Annotated in this window: 23 protein-coding genes; 2 read left to right on the plus strand and 21 right to left on the minus strand. The window is 41.0% G+C overall.

Annotated elements, in window-relative coordinates:
* Positions 1-211: 211 nt before the first annotated feature.
* The 18 genes from M1575_03215 to M1575_03300 form a co-directional block, all read right to left on the minus strand.
* Positions 212-979: a DsbA family protein gene (locus tag M1575_03215; GenBank protein MCL5095710.1), complete on the minus strand. Its 768-nt coding sequence runs from the start codon at positions 977-979 to the stop codon at positions 212-214.
* Positions 976-1,191, minus strand: coding sequence for a heavy-metal-associated domain-containing protein (locus tag M1575_03220; protein MCL5095711.1), 216 nt, complete (start codon positions 1,189-1,191; stop codon positions 976-978). Before M1575_03220 ends, M1575_03215 begins: the two co-directional genes overlap by 4 nt.
* Before the next feature lie 54 nt (positions 1,192-1,245).
* Positions 1,246-2,010 carry a ZIP family metal transporter gene (locus M1575_03225; GenBank protein ID MCL5095712.1) on the minus strand — a complete coding sequence of 255 codons (765 nt, stop codon included), beginning with the start codon at positions 2,008-2,010 and terminating at the stop codon, positions 1,246-1,248.
* A gap of 1 nt (position 2,011) precedes the next feature.
* Entirely contained in the window at positions 2,012-2,530 is a 519-nt protein-coding gene (locus M1575_03230; protein MCL5095713.1) for a hypothetical protein, read from the minus strand.
* Between the two features lie 38 nt (positions 2,531-2,568).
* Positions 2,569-2,865: a hypothetical protein gene (locus tag M1575_03235; GenBank protein ID MCL5095714.1), complete on the minus strand. Its 297-nt coding sequence runs from the start codon at positions 2,863-2,865 to the stop codon at positions 2,569-2,571.
* 14 nt (positions 2,866-2,879) lie between these two features.
* The gene (gene pth, locus M1575_03240; protein ID MCL5095715.1) at positions 2,880-3,449 is read right to left on the minus strand and encodes an aminoacyl-tRNA hydrolase; all 570 of its coding nucleotides are present in this window, start codon (positions 3,447-3,449) and stop codon (positions 2,880-2,882) included.
* Between the two features lie 128 nt (positions 3,450-3,577).
* Positions 3,578-3,907 (minus strand): DUF4870 domain-containing protein, encoded by a 330-nt coding sequence (locus M1575_03245; GenBank protein ID MCL5095716.1) that lies wholly within the window; start codon positions 3,905-3,907, stop codon positions 3,578-3,580.
* An 83-nt stretch (positions 3,908-3,990) separates the two neighbouring features.
* Positions 3,991-5,370 (minus strand): endonuclease Q family protein, encoded by a 1,380-nt coding sequence (locus tag M1575_03250; protein MCL5095717.1) that lies wholly within the window; start codon positions 5,368-5,370, stop codon positions 3,991-3,993.
* A 3-nt stretch (positions 5,371-5,373) separates the two neighbouring features.
* Complete coding sequence (locus M1575_03255) at positions 5,374-5,925, minus strand: hypothetical protein (GenBank protein MCL5095718.1); 552 nt, start codon at positions 5,923-5,925, stop codon at positions 5,374-5,376.
* A 32-nt stretch (positions 5,926-5,957) separates the two neighbouring features.
* Positions 5,958-7,709 carry an ATP-dependent DNA ligase gene (locus tag M1575_03260; protein ID MCL5095719.1) on the minus strand — a complete coding sequence of 584 codons (1,752 nt, stop codon included), beginning with the start codon at positions 7,707-7,709 and terminating at the stop codon, positions 5,958-5,960.
* Entirely contained in the window at positions 7,706-7,888 is a 183-nt protein-coding gene (locus M1575_03265; GenBank protein MCL5095720.1) for a hypothetical protein, read from the minus strand. The genes M1575_03260 and M1575_03265 overlap by 4 nt, the downstream gene beginning before the upstream one ends.
* A gap of 1 nt (position 7,889) precedes the next feature.
* A complete protein-coding gene (locus M1575_03270) occupies positions 7,890-8,927 on the minus strand; it encodes a Fic family protein (GenBank protein ID MCL5095721.1) in 1,038 nt (345 codons plus the stop codon).
* A gap of 192 nt (positions 8,928-9,119) precedes the next feature.
* The gene (locus M1575_03275) at positions 9,120-9,920 is read right to left on the minus strand and encodes an NAD(P)H-hydrate dehydratase (GenBank protein MCL5095722.1); all 801 of its coding nucleotides are present in this window, start codon (positions 9,918-9,920) and stop codon (positions 9,120-9,122) included.
* Positions 9,921-9,923: 3 nt separating this feature from the next.
* Positions 9,924-10,997, minus strand: a complete 1,074-nt coding sequence (recF, locus tag M1575_03280) for a DNA replication and repair protein RecF (GenBank protein ID MCL5095723.1) — start codon at positions 10,995-10,997, stop codon at positions 9,924-9,926.
* The gene (gene pyrH / locus M1575_03285) at positions 10,997-12,316 is read right to left on the minus strand and encodes a UMP kinase (GenBank protein MCL5095724.1); all 1,320 of its coding nucleotides are present in this window, start codon (positions 12,314-12,316) and stop codon (positions 10,997-10,999) included. Before pyrH ends, recF begins: the two co-directional genes overlap by 1 nt.
* Before the next feature lie 7 nt (positions 12,317-12,323).
* Complete coding sequence (locus tag M1575_03290; protein MCL5095725.1) at positions 12,324-13,187, minus strand: PEP/pyruvate-binding domain-containing protein; 864 nt, start codon at positions 13,185-13,187, stop codon at positions 12,324-12,326.
* Positions 13,184-14,293, minus strand: coding sequence for a PEP/pyruvate-binding domain-containing protein (locus M1575_03295; protein MCL5095726.1), 1,110 nt, complete (start codon positions 14,291-14,293; stop codon positions 13,184-13,186). Before M1575_03295 ends, M1575_03290 begins: the two co-directional genes overlap by 4 nt.
* Before the next feature lie 109 nt (positions 14,294-14,402).
* Complete coding sequence (locus M1575_03300) at positions 14,403-15,110, minus strand: hypothetical protein (protein ID MCL5095727.1); 708 nt, start codon at positions 15,108-15,110, stop codon at positions 14,403-14,405.
* Positions 15,111-15,208: 98 nt separating this feature from the next.
* On the opposite strand from M1575_03300, the gene M1575_03305 reads away from it, so the two are divergent.
* Positions 15,209-15,610, plus strand: a complete 402-nt coding sequence (locus M1575_03305; protein ID MCL5095728.1) for a hypothetical protein — start codon at positions 15,209-15,211, stop codon at positions 15,608-15,610.
* Positions 15,611-15,619: 9 nt separating this feature from the next.
* Positions 15,620-16,582 carry a hypothetical protein gene (locus tag M1575_03310; protein ID MCL5095729.1) on the plus strand — a complete coding sequence of 321 codons (963 nt, stop codon included), beginning with the start codon at positions 15,620-15,622 and terminating at the stop codon, positions 16,580-16,582.
* Here the strand turns inward: M1575_03310 and mutM are convergent.
* Genes mutM through M1575_03325 form a run of 3 tightly spaced genes read right to left on the minus strand, consistent with a single transcriptional unit; the run spans position 16,573 to position 19,465 of the window.
* Complete coding sequence (gene mutM / locus M1575_03315; protein MCL5095730.1) at positions 16,573-17,391, minus strand: bifunctional DNA-formamidopyrimidine glycosylase/DNA-(apurinic or apyrimidinic site) lyase; 819 nt, start codon at positions 17,389-17,391, stop codon at positions 16,573-16,575. The two genes, M1575_03310 and mutM, sit on opposite strands and share 10 nt — an antisense overlap.
* Positions 17,369-18,505, minus strand: coding sequence for a glycosyltransferase (locus M1575_03320; protein ID MCL5095731.1), 1,137 nt, complete (start codon positions 18,503-18,505; stop codon positions 17,369-17,371). Before M1575_03320 ends, mutM begins: the two co-directional genes overlap by 23 nt.
* A 12-nt stretch (positions 18,506-18,517) precedes the next feature.
* A complete protein-coding gene (locus M1575_03325) occupies positions 18,518-19,465 on the minus strand; it encodes a hypothetical protein (protein MCL5095732.1) in 948 nt (315 codons plus the stop codon).
* Position 19,466 lies beyond the last annotated feature (1 nt).

The raw sequence follows: 19,466 nt of genomic DNA on the forward strand, positions 1-19,466 counted from the left end.
ATTTTTATGATCAGCGGGGTTTCAATCGCCGTTCTGACCTTTTTGGGCAAAATTCAGATGTACCAAATGGAGAGTTACAGTTTAACCATCCGCAAAACGGTCTTTAATCTCGCCGGCTATTTTCAAAACCCTCTGGTAGACTTGTTCGTCTTTGGCTTCATTCTTTGGTGTTTCTATAAAGCCCTGCGGAGAGTGGAAGAGTAAGTAAACTTTATTCGGCTAAAGCGCTGTCAATGGTTTTTTTAATTTCTTCGAAAGGTAAAGCTCCGGAAATAAGCTGGGTTTTGCCGGTTTGGTTGTTGATTAAAATTGTCCCCGGTGTCCCGTTGACTCCGGCTTTTTGCCCGCCGGCTTGCTGCTCTTCGACTTTCTTTTGGTATTTTTTGTCTTCAAGACAGGCGGAAAACTTGTTTTTGTCCAAACCGATTTTCCCGGCAACGGCAGAAATCGTTTCGCTGCTTAAGGTTGAAGGGTCGGCAAAAATGCCATCCGTATACTGCCAAAATTTCGTGTTTCCGCCCAGTTCGTCGGCACATTCGGCCGCCAAAGCCGCCGGTAAGGCATTCGTGTGAAACGGCAAGGGAAAATGACGGTAAACCCAATTAACCTTATCGGGATATTCCTCCAGAATTTTTTTCATGGTGGGATGAAAACGTTTGCAGAAAGGACATTCGAAATCGGAATACTCAACTAACGTAATCGGGGCAAGTTTTTCTCCTCTTAAATGATCTTTAGCTACAACCGGCGGAACGTTATCGGCACTTGCCAAAACTCCGGCCGAACCGGGAAGAGGTGTCGGTTGATTCTTAACAGAAGGGGGGTTGACCAAAACATTGGCTTCCTTTTTAACCCCGGCGTTGGCGGCGGCTTGGATCTTTTCCAAAGATTGCGCCTTGGTCATTAAGTGCCCAAGAAGAAAGGAGGCAACGACCAAAAGAAGCCAAAACATCTCTCCTCTGGAATTGGCATTATTATTCATATAATTGACTTTGGCGTGTAACCGGAATTTTTAATGGTTTGTAAAATTTCTTCTTCGCTTGTTTTCTCTTCGTCAAAACTGATCTCGGCTAATTTTGCTTTTTGGTCAATTTGAACCCTCTTTACTCCGTCTAAAGCTTCCAGGTCCATAGAAATAACTTTGCCGCAGGCATCGCAGTGCATCCCCTCAATTTGTAATTTAATTGTTTTCATCGTTTTATAACGATAACAGAAAAAGAATTAAGAAGTTATGAAGATCAGGGTTAGTTATGCAAAAACCCTGATCGCTAAAATAATGACGAGAATCCCCAATAAAAAACTTAAACTTTGGCTTACGGCTATCTGACGCTTAAAAGAACGGTGCAGCTCCGGAATAAGATCAGAGGCGGCAATATAGATAAAATTGCCGGCGGCAAAAGCGACCAAAAAAGGAATTAAGAATTTTAAATTATTTAAGAAGAAAAAAGCCAAGAAAGCGCCTAAGAAGGCGAAAAATGCCGATAAAAGATTGACAAACAAGACATTGATTTTTTGCATTTTAAGATGCAGTAAAACGCCGAAGTTCCCCATCTCGTGCGGGATCTCATGAAAGAAAACCGCGATTGACGCCACGATACCCACGGGGAGACTCAACAGGAAACTGCTGGCAATCACAATACCGTCTAAAAAGTTATGTAAAGAATCGCCGATAACTAAAAGCGGTATTGTCGGCGCCGACCCTTCACATTCTTCCCTATCAGGACAAGCATGATGGTGAAACCAGGCAATAAAGCGTTCCAAAAAGAAAAAGGTCACGACGCCGAACAAAACGGCGGCCGAGATAGGCATAAACTCTTCACTTTTAGCCTCTTTAAAGCCTTCCGGTAAAAGGTCTAAAAAGGAAGCCGCAAGCATGGCTCCCGCCGCAAAAGCGACCAAAAAATGAGTTTTTCCCTCGATTAAATCGGCTTTCCATAAAAGAAAAACACCTCCGATCAAAGAAGCGACACTTCCCAAAAAAGTAAAAGTTATAACCCAAATTAAAAGAGGCATCTTAAAAAAGTAAACTTAAAAAAATAAATAATCCCGACATGACCCATAAATAGATCTGTTGATTTTTGACAAGGATTTCTCTTTTAATCACACCAAACCAACTGTTAAGATTGCCATTTTGGCGATAGGTCAACCACTGGCTGTAAATCATGCTCAGGAAAATGGAGAGAACCAATCCTGCTCCAAAAAGTGAACCGGAAGAGGTTAAAACAAATAAAGTGAAAGGGACGAAAATTGATTGAAAGAGGACATTTTTAAAAGGCGACGGCGATAAAGCAAAAAGAGCGTCGGCCAAATCTAAAAAATAAATACCCGCTAAACCTCCGGCGAGAAAAAAGATAATCCCCAAATTAAGCCGTAAACCCCAATGCCAGAAGATTAAAAAAAGAAAATAAGTTAGGGTAATAATTAAAAGTTTTTTGTCAGCCAGCAAGTTAGATGAATTTAAATAGGCTTTTAAACGTTCAAAAACCAAAGTCAATTGGCTTTTAGCTTGCGGCGTGATTAGCGTTTCATCCATTATTCCCATTGTTTCATTTTTAAACTTCCAAAGCAAGTTTAAACGTCTCGTTTTTTCGTTTCTTTTTGCAGGGCTTTTAGTTTCCACATAAAAAGACGGGCCCGGCTTTTGACTTTGCCGGCGTCTTTAACAAAACTAAGAGCCTGATCAAGAAGCGGCCTGGATATTTCTTTGGCGTATTTAATATAGAGAGCCTTATGAGAAAAATCACCCAGCTCGCGAGCGAGATAGTAACCGTAGGCCTGAAATTCTCGGGAAATATATTTATCTTGAGTTGAGTTAAAACCCTTTAAAATCTGTCCGATAGGTTTGAAATCTTGACTATTATTAACCATATCACACTACTCTTTTAACAATTAAACCGATTCATGGTTTTTTCCGGACCGTCCTGAAGACAGGTTTCTAAGGCTAGGGCGGCTTGTTTAAGCAGATGTTTGACCTCACTGGTTTCATTCAACTCAAAAGTCTTTAAAACATATTTTTCGATTTGCGCGTCTTTCCCTCGGCTCGGACGACCGATGCCTAGTCTGATTCTTAAGAACCGATCCGTGCCCAAATTGACGATCAAGGATTCCACCCCGTGATGGCCGGCGGCTGAGCCGCCGATTCTGATTTTGATTTTCCCCAAGGGCAAATCAACATCGTCGTGGACAACCCAAATATCAGAGGCAGAGATTTTATAGAAGTTGGCTATCTTGGCAACAGCTTCGCCCGAAGCATTCATAAAAGCCTGGGGTTTAACCAAAATAACATCCTTAGTTAAACGGCAAATTAAGGAACTGAATTTTGGCGCCTCTTCCCATTTAACCTCTCCTTTAATCTTATCTTTGGCCAAAGCCTCAACCACCCGAAAACCTAAATTGTGCCGGGTTTTTTCATACTTGCTGCCCGGATTACCTAAACCGACGATTAATTTCATAGGGCAAATTCATTCTACAATGAAAATCGGAAATTTACTAATTTAAACACGAAAAAACCACCACCTCGGTGGCTTACTAATGATATTCACTAATTACTAACATCTCTATCTATATCAATTCCTTATGTTTATCCCATTTTCGCCAACTGTTTTTCGGCGAGATTACCAACGTAAGGAACTTTATACATTTCTCCCTGAAAGGCTTTCCACATACAAACAATCCAGAGAATAAAGCCTAAAAGAGAAAGAAACAGCCCAGCCAGCCAACCTAACAAAGGAATAAAACCCAAACCGACATTAATGATAAAGAGTCCGCCGAATAAGATCGTCGACTGCATCGCGTGGAACCTGACGAATTTTGATTGTTTCTCAATCAAAAGAAAAACAATCCCCGTAATGAAACCTAAAAGATAAGAAACGGCCCCCATTAAATTTTCATTACTCTGCGCTTCTCCCATATTTTCACCCCCTTTCAAAAAAAGATGGTTACGACTTCAAGCATACTAAGAGCCCGTCTCTTTTGTCAACGGGTATTTTAAAATTAAAACAGACTCATCTGCTCTTTATCCTCCGGAGTTTCAGCGGAGGATGATTTTTCCTTATCCCAGATTTTGACGGTGCCAAAAACTCCATCGTAACCAGGATCAATCACAATTTGTCCGCTTCTGACCCTTCTTATTCCCTCGGCGACTTTTTCTCCGGAAACCTTGGCTATTTCTTCAAGCGGCATTTCAAGTAAAACTCCAAATTCTCCGGTTAATCCCGGCAGACTTAAATTATGACGAAGATTAGTTAATTTTTGATATTCATTTTGAATCTTTTGCGAGGCCGGCAAACCACCCATGGCTTCTGATAAAATCTCCTGTAAGGGCACTAACATGGCGTATGGCGGTCTTTCCTCATATCCTATCCATTTTACGCCAAATTCGTCAGTTTTTAGTGTTAAGTCTTCAGTTTTAAGGTCTCTTGTCGCCAGTTGCTCAACCCGATGCATCACGCCGATAGTTAAATGCCTGCCGCAAACCGGACAAGTTTCGCCTAATTTTTTTGTCTCCTCTGGTGATTGTTTAATCCCGCAGGCGCGATGCCCGGTGTAGTGATATTTCCCCTCCTCCGGATAGAATTCAAGCGTATAAGCAATGCGCGCTTGGTTATGAGTTATAGGTTCAAGGTTCGGAGCAATGGCGCTTCTAATGGTCTCATAACTCAGGACCCCTAACTCATCACTAATTTCGAAAATGGTTGCTTCACGCCCTAATTTCGGTCCGGAGTGAGCGTCAGAGCAGGAAAGAATTGACCGAGTATCAAGTTCACCAATCCGCCAATTCATTTCAGGACTGCTGGAAAGTCCCGTTTCAATCGCATAAATATATTTGGCCATATCGCCAAAACACTCATCAATAGAACCAAAGCCGGATTCAGAACCGTATAAAGAAAACCAGGGGGTCCAGACATGGGCCGGAATAATCAAAGCTTTCTCGTCAACCGATAAAATAATTTTGACCAAATCCGAAGCCGGAATACCGGTAATCGGCCGACCGTCGGCAATTAAATTGACGCCTCTTTTTGTTAATTCCTGGTTAATTTTTTCGGCCGTCTCAATTGAGGGCGCTAAAACAACATTATGAATACGATGTCCCTTGCCGTTTTGCGAATAGATACTGGAAATTTCGGTAGATAAGATAAATAATGGATCAGCCGCGCGGGAATCGGAATTACTTTTTAATCTAAAAAATCCTTCCGTTACTTCTTCTAAATTGGCTTTGATTTCTCGCAACCACAAAGGGTGAGTCCAATCACCGGTGGCGACCAAACCTATCCCCTTTTGAGAGGCCCAATGGCTAATTTGCGGTAAGGTCATTTCCTGCGAAACCGCGCGCGAGTACTTAGAATGCAGATGTAAATCGGCAATAAATTTCATATTTCAAAAGATCAACGAAGCCGAAACAAACAAAAACATCCCCAGTGTATGAGAAATCCAGGCAATGATAATAAATTTCCGGATATTCATTTGCGAAACACCTAAAAGACTGACGCCCAGCTCGTCGGGTAAGGGCGAAATAATGATGATGGCCCCCAGAACCGGTAGCGTCCAACCAAAATAACGGGTATGCAGAATTTTTTTCAAATGACTGCCGGTAATCTCGTTATAAATCGGTTCAATTTCAGTATCAATTTCGTCTTTCACGAAACGAAAAATAATTAAATCTCCCAAAACGGCTCCTAAACCAGCCAATAAAATAATCTCCAGGGGCAATAAAGTTTGAGCTAAAGTCATTAAAATTAAAGCACCGGTGGCAATGGTGAAAGTGGAAACAAACAAAGCTCCTGCCAAAATGGCGCTAAAATAGCCATAGCTTCCTAAACCAATAAAAAAATCATGAAACCATTTATTTTGACTGAAAAACCAAGCCAGTAAGATTCCCAAAAGAAAAAAGATAAGATTTTTATGCTTCCAATGAAATAAAAAAGTCATCAACTAAAGTATAACAGAAATCTTAATTCACGCTAGTGGAGAACAGATTTATTTTGCCTTATATACATTTTATTAAGCTCGTCAAGCGAGGTCGCGTCTTCGGGCGTCTTATCATCCCTAAAGTCCACCAAACGCGGAAATCTAAGGGCCAGTTTGGCCGTATGAATTGGTGATTTTGTGATCTCGTCAGCTTTGATAACGGTCATCAGTTTCGGTTCAACCCAGACATCACAATCCATCCCCTTATTGACATCATATCTCGTCGGTTTAGTTTTTAGTGTTAAGTTTTTCGTGTTAAGTTTCAAAGTTTTCCATTCTTCATCAGTCAATCCGGTACCGATTTTAGCAACCGTCTTGAAGGTATCGGATTTTTGATCATAAACCCCGATTAAAAAGTCGCCAATGCCAAAAGTATTCCTCTTTCCCTGTCCAAAGTCATAACCCATCACAAGCGCGTCAATGGTATCGTCAATTTTTCCAGAGTATGATTTTTTGTATTTGATCCAATTCCAGCTTCTGGCGCCGGCCTGATAAACGCCGTCCAGTTTTTTGGCCATCACTCCTTCCAACCCCTTATCAATCGCCTCTTGAAAGAGAAATTCGATTTGTTCCGGCTTTTCCGCGATCGTCATTTCCGACAAAATTAAAGTTTCCCCTTTGCCTAAAATTTTCTCCAAAAATTTTCTTCTTTCCAAAAAACCAAGACCGATTAAGTTTTGACCGTCAACATACAGACAATCAAAACAAATCAACCTTAGGGGCACGCTTTCGGCTGTTTTTTCAATATCATATTTCCTTTTTCTCTGCACCGTTTCCTGAAAAGGCAAGTATTCACCTGTTTTGGGGTTATAGGCAATCGCCTCGCCTTCAAAAATGGCTTCATCGACTTTAATCTGTTTTTCTACTCCCCGGACAAGATCAGGAAACATCAAGGTCGTATTTTCCATATTTCTCGAAAAAAGGGTAATTTTTAAGTCTTGAGTGTTATGTTTTAAGTTTTTGGCGTGAACCGCCACTCTAAAGCCGTCAATCTTTCCCTCAATGGCGCATTGACCGATTTGTTTAATGATTTCCTCCCCTGAGGAAAGTCGTTCCGCCCGCGCCATCATGATTGGCGTTCCCACTTCCGGCTCGACCTTTTTTAAACCACCTAAACCGTCTTTTTTAATAACTTTGGCGATAAACCCGAGGTCGGGTCTGACGTTAAAAGCCTTTTCAATTTCTTTTCTTTTCTCTTTTGTCCCCGAAACCATCCAGGACAAAGCGTCTAAAACCGTCATGTCGGAAAAACCTAACCGCATTTTCGCCAGAGGGATGCGAACCAAATAACGAACCGAAAGAGGATCGGCGTTTTCAATTAGAAAACCAAGCATTTTAATTTTTGCCTCCTGAGATCCTTCACCGGAAAATTTCGCAATTTTCTCTAATTTTTCAAAAACCTCACCGATCTCTAAAGCCCTAACGGCATTAATAAGACGCAGGTTTTGAGCTTTGAGCTTTGAGGCGGTAATCCCCAAATCACCCTCATTTTTATAGGTTTTCTCGACTTCGCCGGCCGAAATTCCTAAGCCGTCGGCAATCGCCCGAATCATCATCCGATCTGCCACCCCGAATTCCAAAGGCACGAAAAGAGGCGCAACTCGACCCTGGGTTAGATAACAGATTTTGTCGATTTCCGTAGCCGGTGATTGACCTAGGAGTTCTGCTAGAATTTCGGTCATGGTGTTACGCGAAGAAGTCTGTTCTAGTTTTTGAAAATATGAAGCCAGTTTCGCAAATTTCATCTTAAAATAAAGAAGTACGTCCCTAAAATAATCAGCAAAAAGATCAAACCAAAAAAAAGGCTTGTCCAGCCGGATTCTTGACGTAAAATCTTATGTAAACCTTCAACGACTAAAGTCAAGGCAAAAAGACTCGGCAATACCAGAGCAACATAGATAAATTCCGGTTGATTAGGATTCATTTTAGCCCTTTAAAATATAACGGGCGGCTTTCGTTGTTCCCTCTTTCTTGATTATACCTTTCTTGAGCAAATCTTTTAAGTCCCGTAAAATCGTGTCTTCGGAAATCATCGGCAAAAGCTCGGCAAATTGCTTGTTTTGTAAGAAACCGACTTTTTGAATATGGTCAATAATTTTCATCTGTCTTTCTGATAGGGCTATTTGTGTTCCGCCGATTTTTTCTTTAAGTTTTAAATCAATCGAAAGACTCTGGACTTTTTCTTTGATTCTGGTAAGCTCGATCGCCAAGCCTTCGGTAAAATAATCCAACCAATCCGTTAGGTCATAATTCTCTTCCGGTTTAACCGATTGCAAGGCCGCGTAGTACCGGCTCGCATCCTGATCGTAATGCTCCTCTAGTGAAAAAAACTTTTTGATATCATAGCCTTCTTTAAAAAGGACTAAAGTGGCGACCGCCCTGGCCACCCGGCCATTGCCGTCTAAAAAGGGATGAATTCTAACGAGTTCATAATGGGTCACTCCTGCCTTCAAAACCGGATGAATCTCTTTTTCCTGCCTTAACCACTCAATAAAATCATCAACTTGATAAGGAACCTCAAGGGCGGGTGGCGGACGGAAAACGACTTCCTGGGTTTGGGAATTTTTGACCACCACCTGTTTAGTTCTAAATTGACCGCACTCTCCCGCTTCAAGAATCTTCTCCGTGGTTAATTTATGCATGGTCTTAATCGTTTCCGCCGCAATTTCCCCGGTAAAGGAATCAATAAAACGCAAAACCTGGCGGTAATTGATGACTTCCTGAATATCCCGGTCGCGGCCAACAATTTCTTTGCCTTCTAAAACCTGCGCGGCTTCCGTAAAGTTCAACTCATTGCCTTCAATATGGGTTCCGTAGTGAACGGTACGCAAAATCGCTTCGTCCCGGAATTTCTTTTCCCAGGCCGGCACCAGGGGGGCGTTCATAATGACTTCCCTGGCGGCTTCGGTTATCCCAATATTTTTGAGGATTTTGTTACTAATCGAATATTTCGGCGTGTACATCGCTTGCTTATTTTCGCATAATTCCCGCAAAAAAACAACAGGAATTGGTAAGGGATGACGTGTGACAATTTTTGACAACCCCGCCCTTACGCCTCATACCTATTCTTGTCCTGAAAACTTCGTGCTAGTGCACGAGACAATGATTCATCTAAAGACAACGCGGGGTGAAAAAATTCGTCACCGTCAGCCCAGTCATCGTGCCATTAGTTCTTTCATTGTCTGGGGAATTTGCTCGGCTAAATCCGAAGCGTTATAGTAAAAACCAACCCTGGCTGCCAATTCTTCTCCGGCCTTCTTATTGATTAAAGAGGCGCCGCAGGCCGCCAAAAACAAATCATTTTTACAGGCTAAGGCCGCGGCTAAACCGGCCAAAACATCACCCGTACCGCCCTTTGTCATCCCCTGGTTACCGCCTTCGCAAATTTTACATTCTTTCGGAGAACAGATTAAATCCCGCTGACCCTTAAAAAGAATCGTACAGCCATATTTTTGCGCCATGGCTTTAATATTTTCTTCTTTCGCTTCCATTTTGAAAAGAGTGGCAAATTCTTTTTGGTGAGGTGTCAATAAACAATTTTTATTAAGCCAACTCGCTTCCATTTCCGTCAGGCTACCGGCATCAACCACCCATTTCTTTTGCGGATATTTCGTCAATAACTTTCCGGTTATTTCTTTTGTCCCGGGCTCGCGCATTAAACCAGGCCCGATCAGGATAGCGTCGGACTCCTCAATGTAGCTTTCGACTTCTTCTCTGGGCAGAGTGATAAAATCAAAAATCTCGGCCCTAAGCGTTTTCGTTAGCTCATTATTTTCAGGAATGGAAGCGTAAAAAACCATATCCACGATTCTTGAGGCCACTTTTAAAGCCCACAAAGAGGCGCCGTGAAAAAGTTTAGAACCGCCGATAATGGTTAACTTCCCGTTTTCGCCTTTGTGCGATTCTTTACCTGCTAGATAAAGTTTTTTTAAATCCTCAATCGTCACTTTTTCCATAAATCAACCTAATTCTATCACTTTTATTTGATCCTGATAATTTTTTTCGACCAAATGTAAATCGGTCGTCGTCATAATCGTTTGCTGCCGGGGAATAATTTCCAAAACATAATGACGGTGCTCATGGTCCAACTCGGAGAAAATATCGTCCAAAAGCAAAATTGGCCTTTCGCCGGTTTTGACCGTCATGTATTCCAGCTCGGCCAATTTAAGCCATAAAATCGCCATGCGCTGTTCTCCCCGAGAACCAAAAAGCGAAAGATCTCTACTTCCCAGCAAGAATTTAAAATCGTCACGGTGGGGTCCAACCAAAGTCGCCGCGGCGGCCACTTCCTCTTGAGCATATTGTTCTAACCGCGAGTCAGAAATAACACTTTTGTCGTATTCGATCTGGAATGGCTTGCCTTTGGCGATTTCGGCCAAAACCGAAGATCGGTTAAAAAAATTAAGAAACTCAATCCTTTTATCAGTTAAGAGCGAACCATTCCTTATCAGAAGCTGGTCCCAAAAAAGTAACTGACTTCTGGAAAGACCTTCGTCTCTAATCCTTTCTAAAAGTTTATTTCTCTGCCGCAAGCCTTTCTCGTAAGACAAAAGAGACCGCCTGTATTCCCTGTCAATTTGCGTTAAAACAAAATCTAAATATCTTCGGCGCCTTGAGGGTGAGTCGGTCACCAGCTCCATATCTTCCGGCCAAAACAAAACAACGCGCGTGAAACCGACAAAATCAATCATTCTTCTGCTGACACCGTTGACGAAATATTTTTTATGGGGTGTCGGCTGCCCAGCGACCTGACCGGCAGTTAAAAGGATTTCCAGATCCGTTTTTCCCTCACTTTTGTCATCTTTTGATACTGTTTGATATTTTATTCTCGCCAACTCCTCTCCTTCTTTAATCATCTCTTTTTCTGTTTCCGCCCGAAAACTTTTGCCGGTAGCCAAAAGATGAATCGCCTCTAAAATATTAGTCTTTCCGGCGGTATTCGGCCCGAGGATTAAACTTGTTTTAGGAGAAAAAACAAAGGCTTTTTCTTTAAAACTTCTGAAGTTTTTAAGGCTTAATTTATCTAAATACATTACTTTTTCTTCTCAAGCAGAAAAAGAGTTTCCATAAAAACAGGAAGGCTTGGATAAAATTTTTCTGCGGGTTTTAGGTTAAGTTCTTTCCAAAATTTATACCACCAGTTTTTCCCAAAAACAGAAACGTGAGAAATATCCGGACCATGAAAATGTTTAATCCATTGATTCTCGGTCGTAAAGATTTTATGTAAAACAAATTTCTGAGCCACCCGATTACATTCTAAAACCGCTACTTTTAAATCTTCGGTCGGAACATGTTCCAAAACATCGGCTGTCGTTACGACCTCAAAAGAACTGTCTTTGTAGGGTAAAGACATAATATTCCCCATTTTTAAGTATTTTTTAACTTGCGGTCTGGCCTTGGATAAAAGATACTGACTAATTTCCAATCCTTGAGCTTCAACCCCTAATAACCTTAAAAAATAAACCATTTGCCCGGTTCCGCAACCCACATCCAAAAGCGTCTTGGGATTTAGAAGTAATTTAATCTTTATCGCCCGGTAAATATCCCTTAATATGCGCCGAAATTTAACAAAAGAGTCAGTTGTATAGCCTTTTCTTTCGCCGCTTTTACCTCCCTCAAAATAAGCCTGATTATAAAAAGAGGCATCAATTTGAAAAGGAGCAATAACCGTGCCGGTAAATTTTTTACCCTCAAAAACTTTTTCCAAATTTTCCAAATTATCACCCCGCAGGACAACAACGGTTAAACCTATTTTTTGGGCTAATTTTGAAGCTATGGGATCAAAAGGAGTGTTCAAACCGGGGTTCCAAACATCACCGACTAGCGTACGAAAATACTCCCAAGAGGTTCGTTCAATCGGCGTCGCGTCCTTAAATTTAGCCGGATCCTTATCATAAACCATATCAATATTGGAAAGGTTAATTAAGGTTTTGGATTTATAATCTCTTGCCAATAAAACCGCGTTATAATCAGTTGACCATCCCGGTTTCCAACCAGAACAAATAATGACTGGATAAGTGTCCGTGTCATATTTGACATCATATTTATCAATAACTCGAGGGTGAGCTAGGTCTTTAAAGATAGTCCGTAGAAGATGAGCGTTAATTCTTGTCGCATGAACACCTAACCAGTCAAGATCGTCATCGGTTAATTTTTTCCCCATCACCGCCTGGCCGGCATCGCGATAATGCCTGGCAATTCTGCCGCCGCCGCAAACGATAAAAAATCGCTTGCCAAGGCTGACGTGTTTTCTGATAAAATCATTAAATTTTTTGAGGAATTCGGTATTAATACCACCATTAGGGACGATTAAAGAACCACCCAATGAGATAATTATAAATTCTTTTTTCATTTTGGTTTCAAACAGTAATCGGCCTCGTCTGAAGAAGATAAATTTTTTCTTTTTGGGCCGCCCATTCAAGATCCTGGGGTTTTTGGTAAAAATTCTCAATTAAAAGCCCAAGGCTTGCCAATTGAAAAACTTCTTCGTCATTAAGAACCGGTTTATGGCTTTTTAATTTCCGCTGAATAATTTTTAAGTCCGTTTTTTCAACCACAAATCTATCTGGCTCAACGATTCCGTCAACAACCTGTGTTCCTAAACCCCTGGCCGCCTCAATAATAATCAATCTTTCGTCGTCTCGCAAGACGTCTTTAGTAAAGATAACTCCTCCTTTTTCTGCGTTAATCATTTCTTGAACTAAAACCGCCATCTTAATTTCATGCATGGGAATTTGGTGATATAAAGTGTAAGCAACAACTCTCTCTTCATATAAAGAAGACCAACAGGTTTTGATAAAGTCGAAAACTTTTTCCTCTTTAATGTTTAAATAGCTTTCAAATTGACCGGCAAAAGAAGCGAAAGCAAGATCTTCGGAAGTAGCCGAAGAGCGAACGGCCAATCTTTTTAATTTATTTTTAAAAATTTCTTGGTTAATTTGTTCTTTTAAATTCTTGGGAAACTCTCCTTTTTTAATTTTCCTTTTAAGTTCACGACAAATGTTTTCAAGAATACTTCTGTCATTTTGCAGAGAAAGCCGTTCCAGAAGATAACCTAGATTATTTTTCTCAAAAAAAAGATCAAAAGCGACGGTGGTTAAAACAAAGGCGCCGGGAACGGGCAAATCACGGCTAATTAATTGCGCTAGACGAAAAGCCTTAGCGCCCACAATCGGTTCATCTTTCTTCTTTACGGCCGGAAGAGGTAAAACTAGAGGCATCATAGTCTTTTAACTGCTAATTCTCCATTTTTTGTTTCAACCAGCACCTTATCTTTGTCCTTAAAAATTTGGTTACCTATAAAAACAACGAGATGACCAGTCTCCCGAAAAATAGTGGCCGCATGGCCGGTGCTGGCTGAACCAGGGTAAAGAATGATTTTTTTGTCCTGACTGTTGGTAGCAAGAAAGGTTAAAAGATTCATTTGTCTTTTTTTGATGACTATCGGATCTACAAAGATAATTCTTTGCTCCTTACCGATTTTAGGCAAATCACTTTTTGTATTAAGACGAAAGACACTTCCCTCTTCTTTGAGGTGGGGCGCCTTCTCTTTAGTTAAAAGGAAAGGAATACATTCCCTGAAAAAAAGGCCCTCTCTTTCAAAAGCAAACTCCATCCGATGAGGCCCGTAAGTTTTAACAAAATGTTTGAAATAAGAAATTACCTGGAGAATTTGTTTGTCGGAAAACACAGCTTTGTTCCATAAATTTCTGGGAATTTTTAGGCTTCTAATCATTAAATCATTATTTACCTCCAGGTCTTCTTTCTTCTCCGCCACTACTTTTTCTAGAATCTTTTCCGTTTCGAAATCGACAATATAAAAATCATGAGGAAAACTTTGAACCCCTTCATCCAAACCATAAATAGCTTCAATAATAACCTTTTGCTGGCTGTTGGAAAGAGTCAAGCAACCGCCGCCGAAGGGGGCCTTAGGATCAATCCAGGGATGAATAATGACTCCAATTTTAGCGCCTTTCTTATTGTATCGACTTTGGCAGGCAAAATTATAGAGCTTTTCTACGCCTTTAATCATGTCTTTGGCGCTTCTTACTACCGAGTAGGGGCCGGGAGGATTGGTAAAACCGGGAACAGAGAAAGCCCGACCGACATAAAATCCCCGCCGAGGATATTTCTTCTTTAAGTTAAAAAAAACCGCCTCAATCTCTTTTTGAAGCGGTTCTGTTATTCCCTTCTTTTCACAAAGAAGAAAGGCTTGATTGTCAATAATCTTAACGTCAGGAATTGGCAATCTTGCTTTGGCTAATTTTTTAAATCCCTCAACTCTTTCCGTTTTAATTGAGGATTCTAATAAATCTTTGACGTATTTCATTGGGCTTTAAAAATCCCACCATATTGGTGGACTGAAATATCTTACATAATCAATGAGTTTTTGTCAAATAGCTGTGCTGAATATCGTAAGACTTTATTTTAATCGTTCCTTATAAAGTCAGCCTTCTGCTCCTCTCTAACCATTCTTTTTTTATTAAAGCAGCTTGTTCGGGAACATAGTCCCAATGAGAAGCTTTTGTAATATGAGCTCCTCTGGGAACAACCAGCTTATTATGATGACCGTCGATAATGATCGTGCTCATCCTTAAGTTTTCGGCTAAGTCCACATTATCATCTATCATCAAATGGGCTCCCAATTTTCCTATTTTTTCTTGTTTCCAGATTTTTTCTTGAGGGGTTAAAAGTAAATGGGCCGGCATACATATAACTTCAGCTTCGGGATAACCATTATTTCTTAACCACTCAACCGTAGTTTGGTAAACGCCATCAGGCCTGCTCGTCACATAGGCAATAAGCCTACCAATCTCTGTCAGTCTCCAAAGTCCTTTAACCGATCCCTCAACTGTTCTATGATTCTTGACAAATTCGGAATTACAGCGCAAGTCATTCATAACTTGAGAGAGTTCTTTAGCAAAAGAACACCACGCGGGAACATTTTGAACATAACCGTGAACCGCTACTTCTTCTGGAGTTAAATTTGTCCCAAAGCGCGCGTTGAGAAGAGGGATATAGTCTCCCCACGAATCGGCTAGGGTCTCATCAATGTCACAAACAATCCTAAAGCTGTTTTCTAACTCGTGAGAGGGAATAAGTTCTGACGTAATCGGTAAGATAAAATCTTCTTTTTTTGTCATCATAGAAAAGAAATTCTATTCTAGTCCGAAAACCAAAAACTAGCAAGTTTTATTGACAACATAAGAAAAACGTGATATATAAAGACTCTGGAGAAAATTTTATGGTAACAAAATTAGAAGTCAACGTTGACGGAACAAAATTCAGCCCAGATCTTCGAGCAAAGGGAGTTGACGAAAAAAAAGCTTGTGGTTTAATTAGAGAGATCCTTGACGGATACAACGGTCCGGGAGCCGGACCTCAAGGAAAACTTTTAAAAGGCCTGAATTTAACAATAAATGGTCAGGAGAAGAAAACTAGAAAAGAACCTCCTAAATTATCACCAGAAGACCATCAAGGATTGGCAGAAAAATATAGAGAGCTCGCTGATGACTTAATACAAAGAGCTAAAAATGATCCTTCTCTTTGTCAACCATGGTTTAATGACGATGGCGAAGAATGCCCACCTCCAATTACTCTTGTCCCTCAATTGAGCCGGCTAGCTAACCAATTAGAAGCTAAATAAAAACAATTTATGATCTTAAACCCCGAAAGTGGAAAACCACTTTTGGCTGATTACACCGGTCATTCTCCAAAAATTCTTGTCAGTGAAGGAAATTTACTTGGCCATAACCCAGCCATTGAGGGATTTGAAGGCAAAATTCAGGCTTTATGGCAAGAAGCCTGCGGGTCTTTCAGAACAAATAAGGCCAGGATTACTAAAATGCTGGAAATACTGCCGGCCGATTTAAGAATTCCTCAAACGGTTATCCTTTCCCAAGATAAAGATGGACTGCGAGGAGAGATTGAACAAGGAATAAGGGACAATAGAGAGATTGGTTTAAGAACCTGTTTTAATAACGCACAGACTCCACCAGCGGGAACTGCTCCTTGGATTATGGGCTTGAATCAAGAAAAACTGGTATCAGCTTTTTTTGACGAGCAACCGCTTCCAAAAACTCCTATTTGGACAGGCTTTCAAGAAACTTATCGGGACTGGCAAAAATATCCGGGTCTGACCGAAATTATCGTTATGAAAAATCCGCCTGGTTTAGGCAGAGGAAACTTAAGGGGAAAACATTTTGTCTTCCGGGTTGAAACCGTTGATACCAATTTACGAGCCGAACTAAGAATTGGAACAGACCAAATGCGTGACATTGAAGGCAGGGCCAAGCGTGCTGATTTGATTGAAATTACAATGGACATCTCTGAAAACGGTTATGGGATTTTCATTCCCGGCAAAATAAAACTCGAACCGGGTAGAAATTATCTTACTAAACACTTAAAAATTCGATCATTCCCCTATAAAATTACTAAACAGGTCATGGAAACCGTCTTTGGTCAGTGGTGCCCTCAATTTTATTATCTTTTATTAGCCTTGGATAAATTTGGTTTGGGAGCGATTGAATTTCAGGGTCGTCAAGACAAAGGGAAAGTTACATGGATTTTAGCCCATGGTTTCAGGGGTGTAAGAGAAGAAAAAATGACTTATCTTTGACATTTTGGGCAATAAAAGGTGCCGCGGCCGCCCAAAACGATTCTTTTGATTTTACCGCCGCAAGAATTCGGACAAGGTTTCCCGTTTTTTCCATAAACCAAAAAATGTTCCTGGTAAGCGCCTTTTTGCCCATAAGCATCTAAATAATCCTGATCAGAAGCGCCGCGGTATTTTAAACCCAAGCGTAAAACAGCTTCTATCTTCGTCAATAATTTTTCCGCCTCTTTATCTTGTAGGCTTTTGGCGGGACGGCGCGGATCAATTTTAGCCAAAAATAAAGCCTCACCAGCGTAGATATTGCCGATCCCCGAGATCTTCGTTTGATCCATCAGGATAATTTTTATCGGCCGGCTGTTTTTTTTCAGGATTTGTTTGAATTCCGCTAAGGTTAAATCATTTAAGGGCTCCGGACCAAAACCGGTTAAAATTTTTTGAAGTTCTTTTTCATCTTCAATCAGCTTAATCCAACCGAATTTGCGCGAATCGGCAAAGCGCAACTGGGTCTCGTCAGAAAAACTAATAACGACGTGTGTCCATTGATCTTCCTTATCATTTTTCCGGCGATATAATAAGCGTCCGGTTAATTTTAAATGGACAATTAAAATCCTGCCGTTATCAAGAAAAATCTGTAAAAGTTTGGCCCGTCTTTCAATTTTAAGAATCTTGGTGCCAACGATAGCTTGAGTCACCACACTCAATGATGGCTGGACCTGTTTTGGGCTGTTCGTTTCGATGGCCACGATTTTCTTACCCACGATCAACTTTTGTAGGTCCTGACGAATGGTTTCAACTTCCGGCAATTCCGGCATGAAAAGCCTCCATTTTTTCTTTCACAAATTCCAAAATTTCCTTTTTAAATCTTTCCTGGCTAAATTTCGCGGCCTGCTTTTGGCATTCGTCTTTAGCATATTTTTTTATATCAAAATGTTTCAAAACATTAATTAATGAATCAGCGGTATACTCATTGAAAAATTCTCCGGTTTTTCCCTCAATCACGGTTTCCAAATATCCTCCGCCCCGAAAAGCAATCACGGGCCGACCCGCGGCCTGGGCTTCCACGGTCGTCATGCCAAAATCCTCATCATAGGCCAAAGCTAAAAAAGCACGGCATTCGCCATAAAGCCTCCATAAGTCTTTGTCTTCAACCCGACCCAAAAACTCAATCGTTCCCCCTTGAGCTTCTTTAAGCTTTTTCTCTTCCCAATGCAAGCCCACCGGTTCGCCGACAATTTTTAAATTGATCTTTAATCTATTCGCGGCCTCAATCGCTAGTTCAAGACCCTTGGCACCGGCTAGTCTGGCCACAACCAGGAAATAATCCTGAGGCTTTAGATTTTTCGTCGCCTGAATGATTTCGGTGACTTTAACCGGCGGATAAATGACTTTTGAATCGCGCCGGTAAAACTTCGCGATCCTTTTTTTGGTATTTTCTGAATTGGCGATAAAATCATTAACTTTTTGGGCGGCCAGATAATCATATTGGCGCAAAAAATGGGCCACAATTTCGCCGTAAATTCTTACCGGCCAAAACCTTTTCCATTCCATGGCCGTCTGATAACCATAAAGCCAGCGTGGCGGGGTGTGACAATAACAAAGGTGTAAAGTTTCGGGAGGCGTTTTAATGCTTTTGGTGATATACCAGGAGGCCGAAGAAATCACCAAATCAAAACCCCGAAAATCAAAACTTTCCCAGATTAAAGGCGTTAAAAACCTTAAGGGCGAAAACAAATTACCCAGGCTTAAAAAACCGTTAGCCCAGGAAGTGAGAACTTTTTTATTTTTGAAAGCTCGGCCGGCGGTTGAATCCGGAACCCTGAAAGCCGTATAAATCGGGGCTTCGGGATAAATTTCCGAAAGAGTTTCTAAAACCCTTTCCGCTCCCCCGTATTCTTTTAAATAATCATGAACTAAAGCAACTCGCATAAATTAGAAATTCTAAAATAATCCCATCTGTTGATCCTTCGTGTTCTCTGTTTTTTTCTGTGCTTTCTGTGTTACGGGCTTCTGAAATTCATGGATATCCAAGGGCAACCTGGCAATTAAGCTACGAAACTCCAAATCTTCAAAAAGCTTCGCCACTTTGTCCCAATCATAGTCAGTCAAACGACACTTCTCAAGTTCCAGCTTAATCGGCGCGTTTTTAATAATCGTCGCCAAATATAATGAAAGCTCGGCGTTTTCTTTTTCCTTTCTTAGTTTTTCGGCAATTTTGGGTGAGATTTTCTCTAAATTTTGATAGATCTTTTTCAAGGTTGCGTATTCTTTAATAAGGTCAATGGCGGTTTTCGGACCAATACCCAAAACGCCCGGATAATTGTCAGATTGGTCTCCAATTAAAGCTTTAAAATCGGGAATTTGCTTAGGCTTAACGCCCATCTTTTCTTCAACCAGCGTCTCATCAAATAGGGTCGCCTGTGATAAGCCCTTAACCGGCATATAAACTTTGGTCTTTTCCCCGACCAGTTGTAAAAGATCACGGTCGCCGGTAACCACAATCGTTTCGTGAGCTTTTGTTTCACGGCTTGCTTGCTCAACTAATGTCCCGATCAGATCGTCCGCTTCAAAACCGTCCTTTTCAAAAATAGGAATATTTAAGGTTTTAACGACCTCCTTAACCCTTTCTATCTGGCCAACCAATTCATCAACCATGGCCGGCCTTTTCGCCTGGTAGCCTTTAAACTTTTCTTTTCGAAAAGTCGGGGCTTTGCGGTCAAAACAAACGGCCACATATTCCGGATGAAAAGCTTCAAAAATTTTTAAAAGCATGGAGGTAAAACCGAAAACGGCGTTAACTAACTCTCCTTTGGAAGTCGTTAGGGGGGGAAGAGCATGAAAAGCGCGATGGAGAATGGCGTTACCGTCAATAAGAATTAAACGCTTCATT

Source organism: Patescibacteria group bacterium (genome assembly GCA_023473585.1).
GTDB lineage: Bacteria > Patescibacteriota > Microgenomatia > JAMCYU01 > JAMCYU01 > JAMCYU01.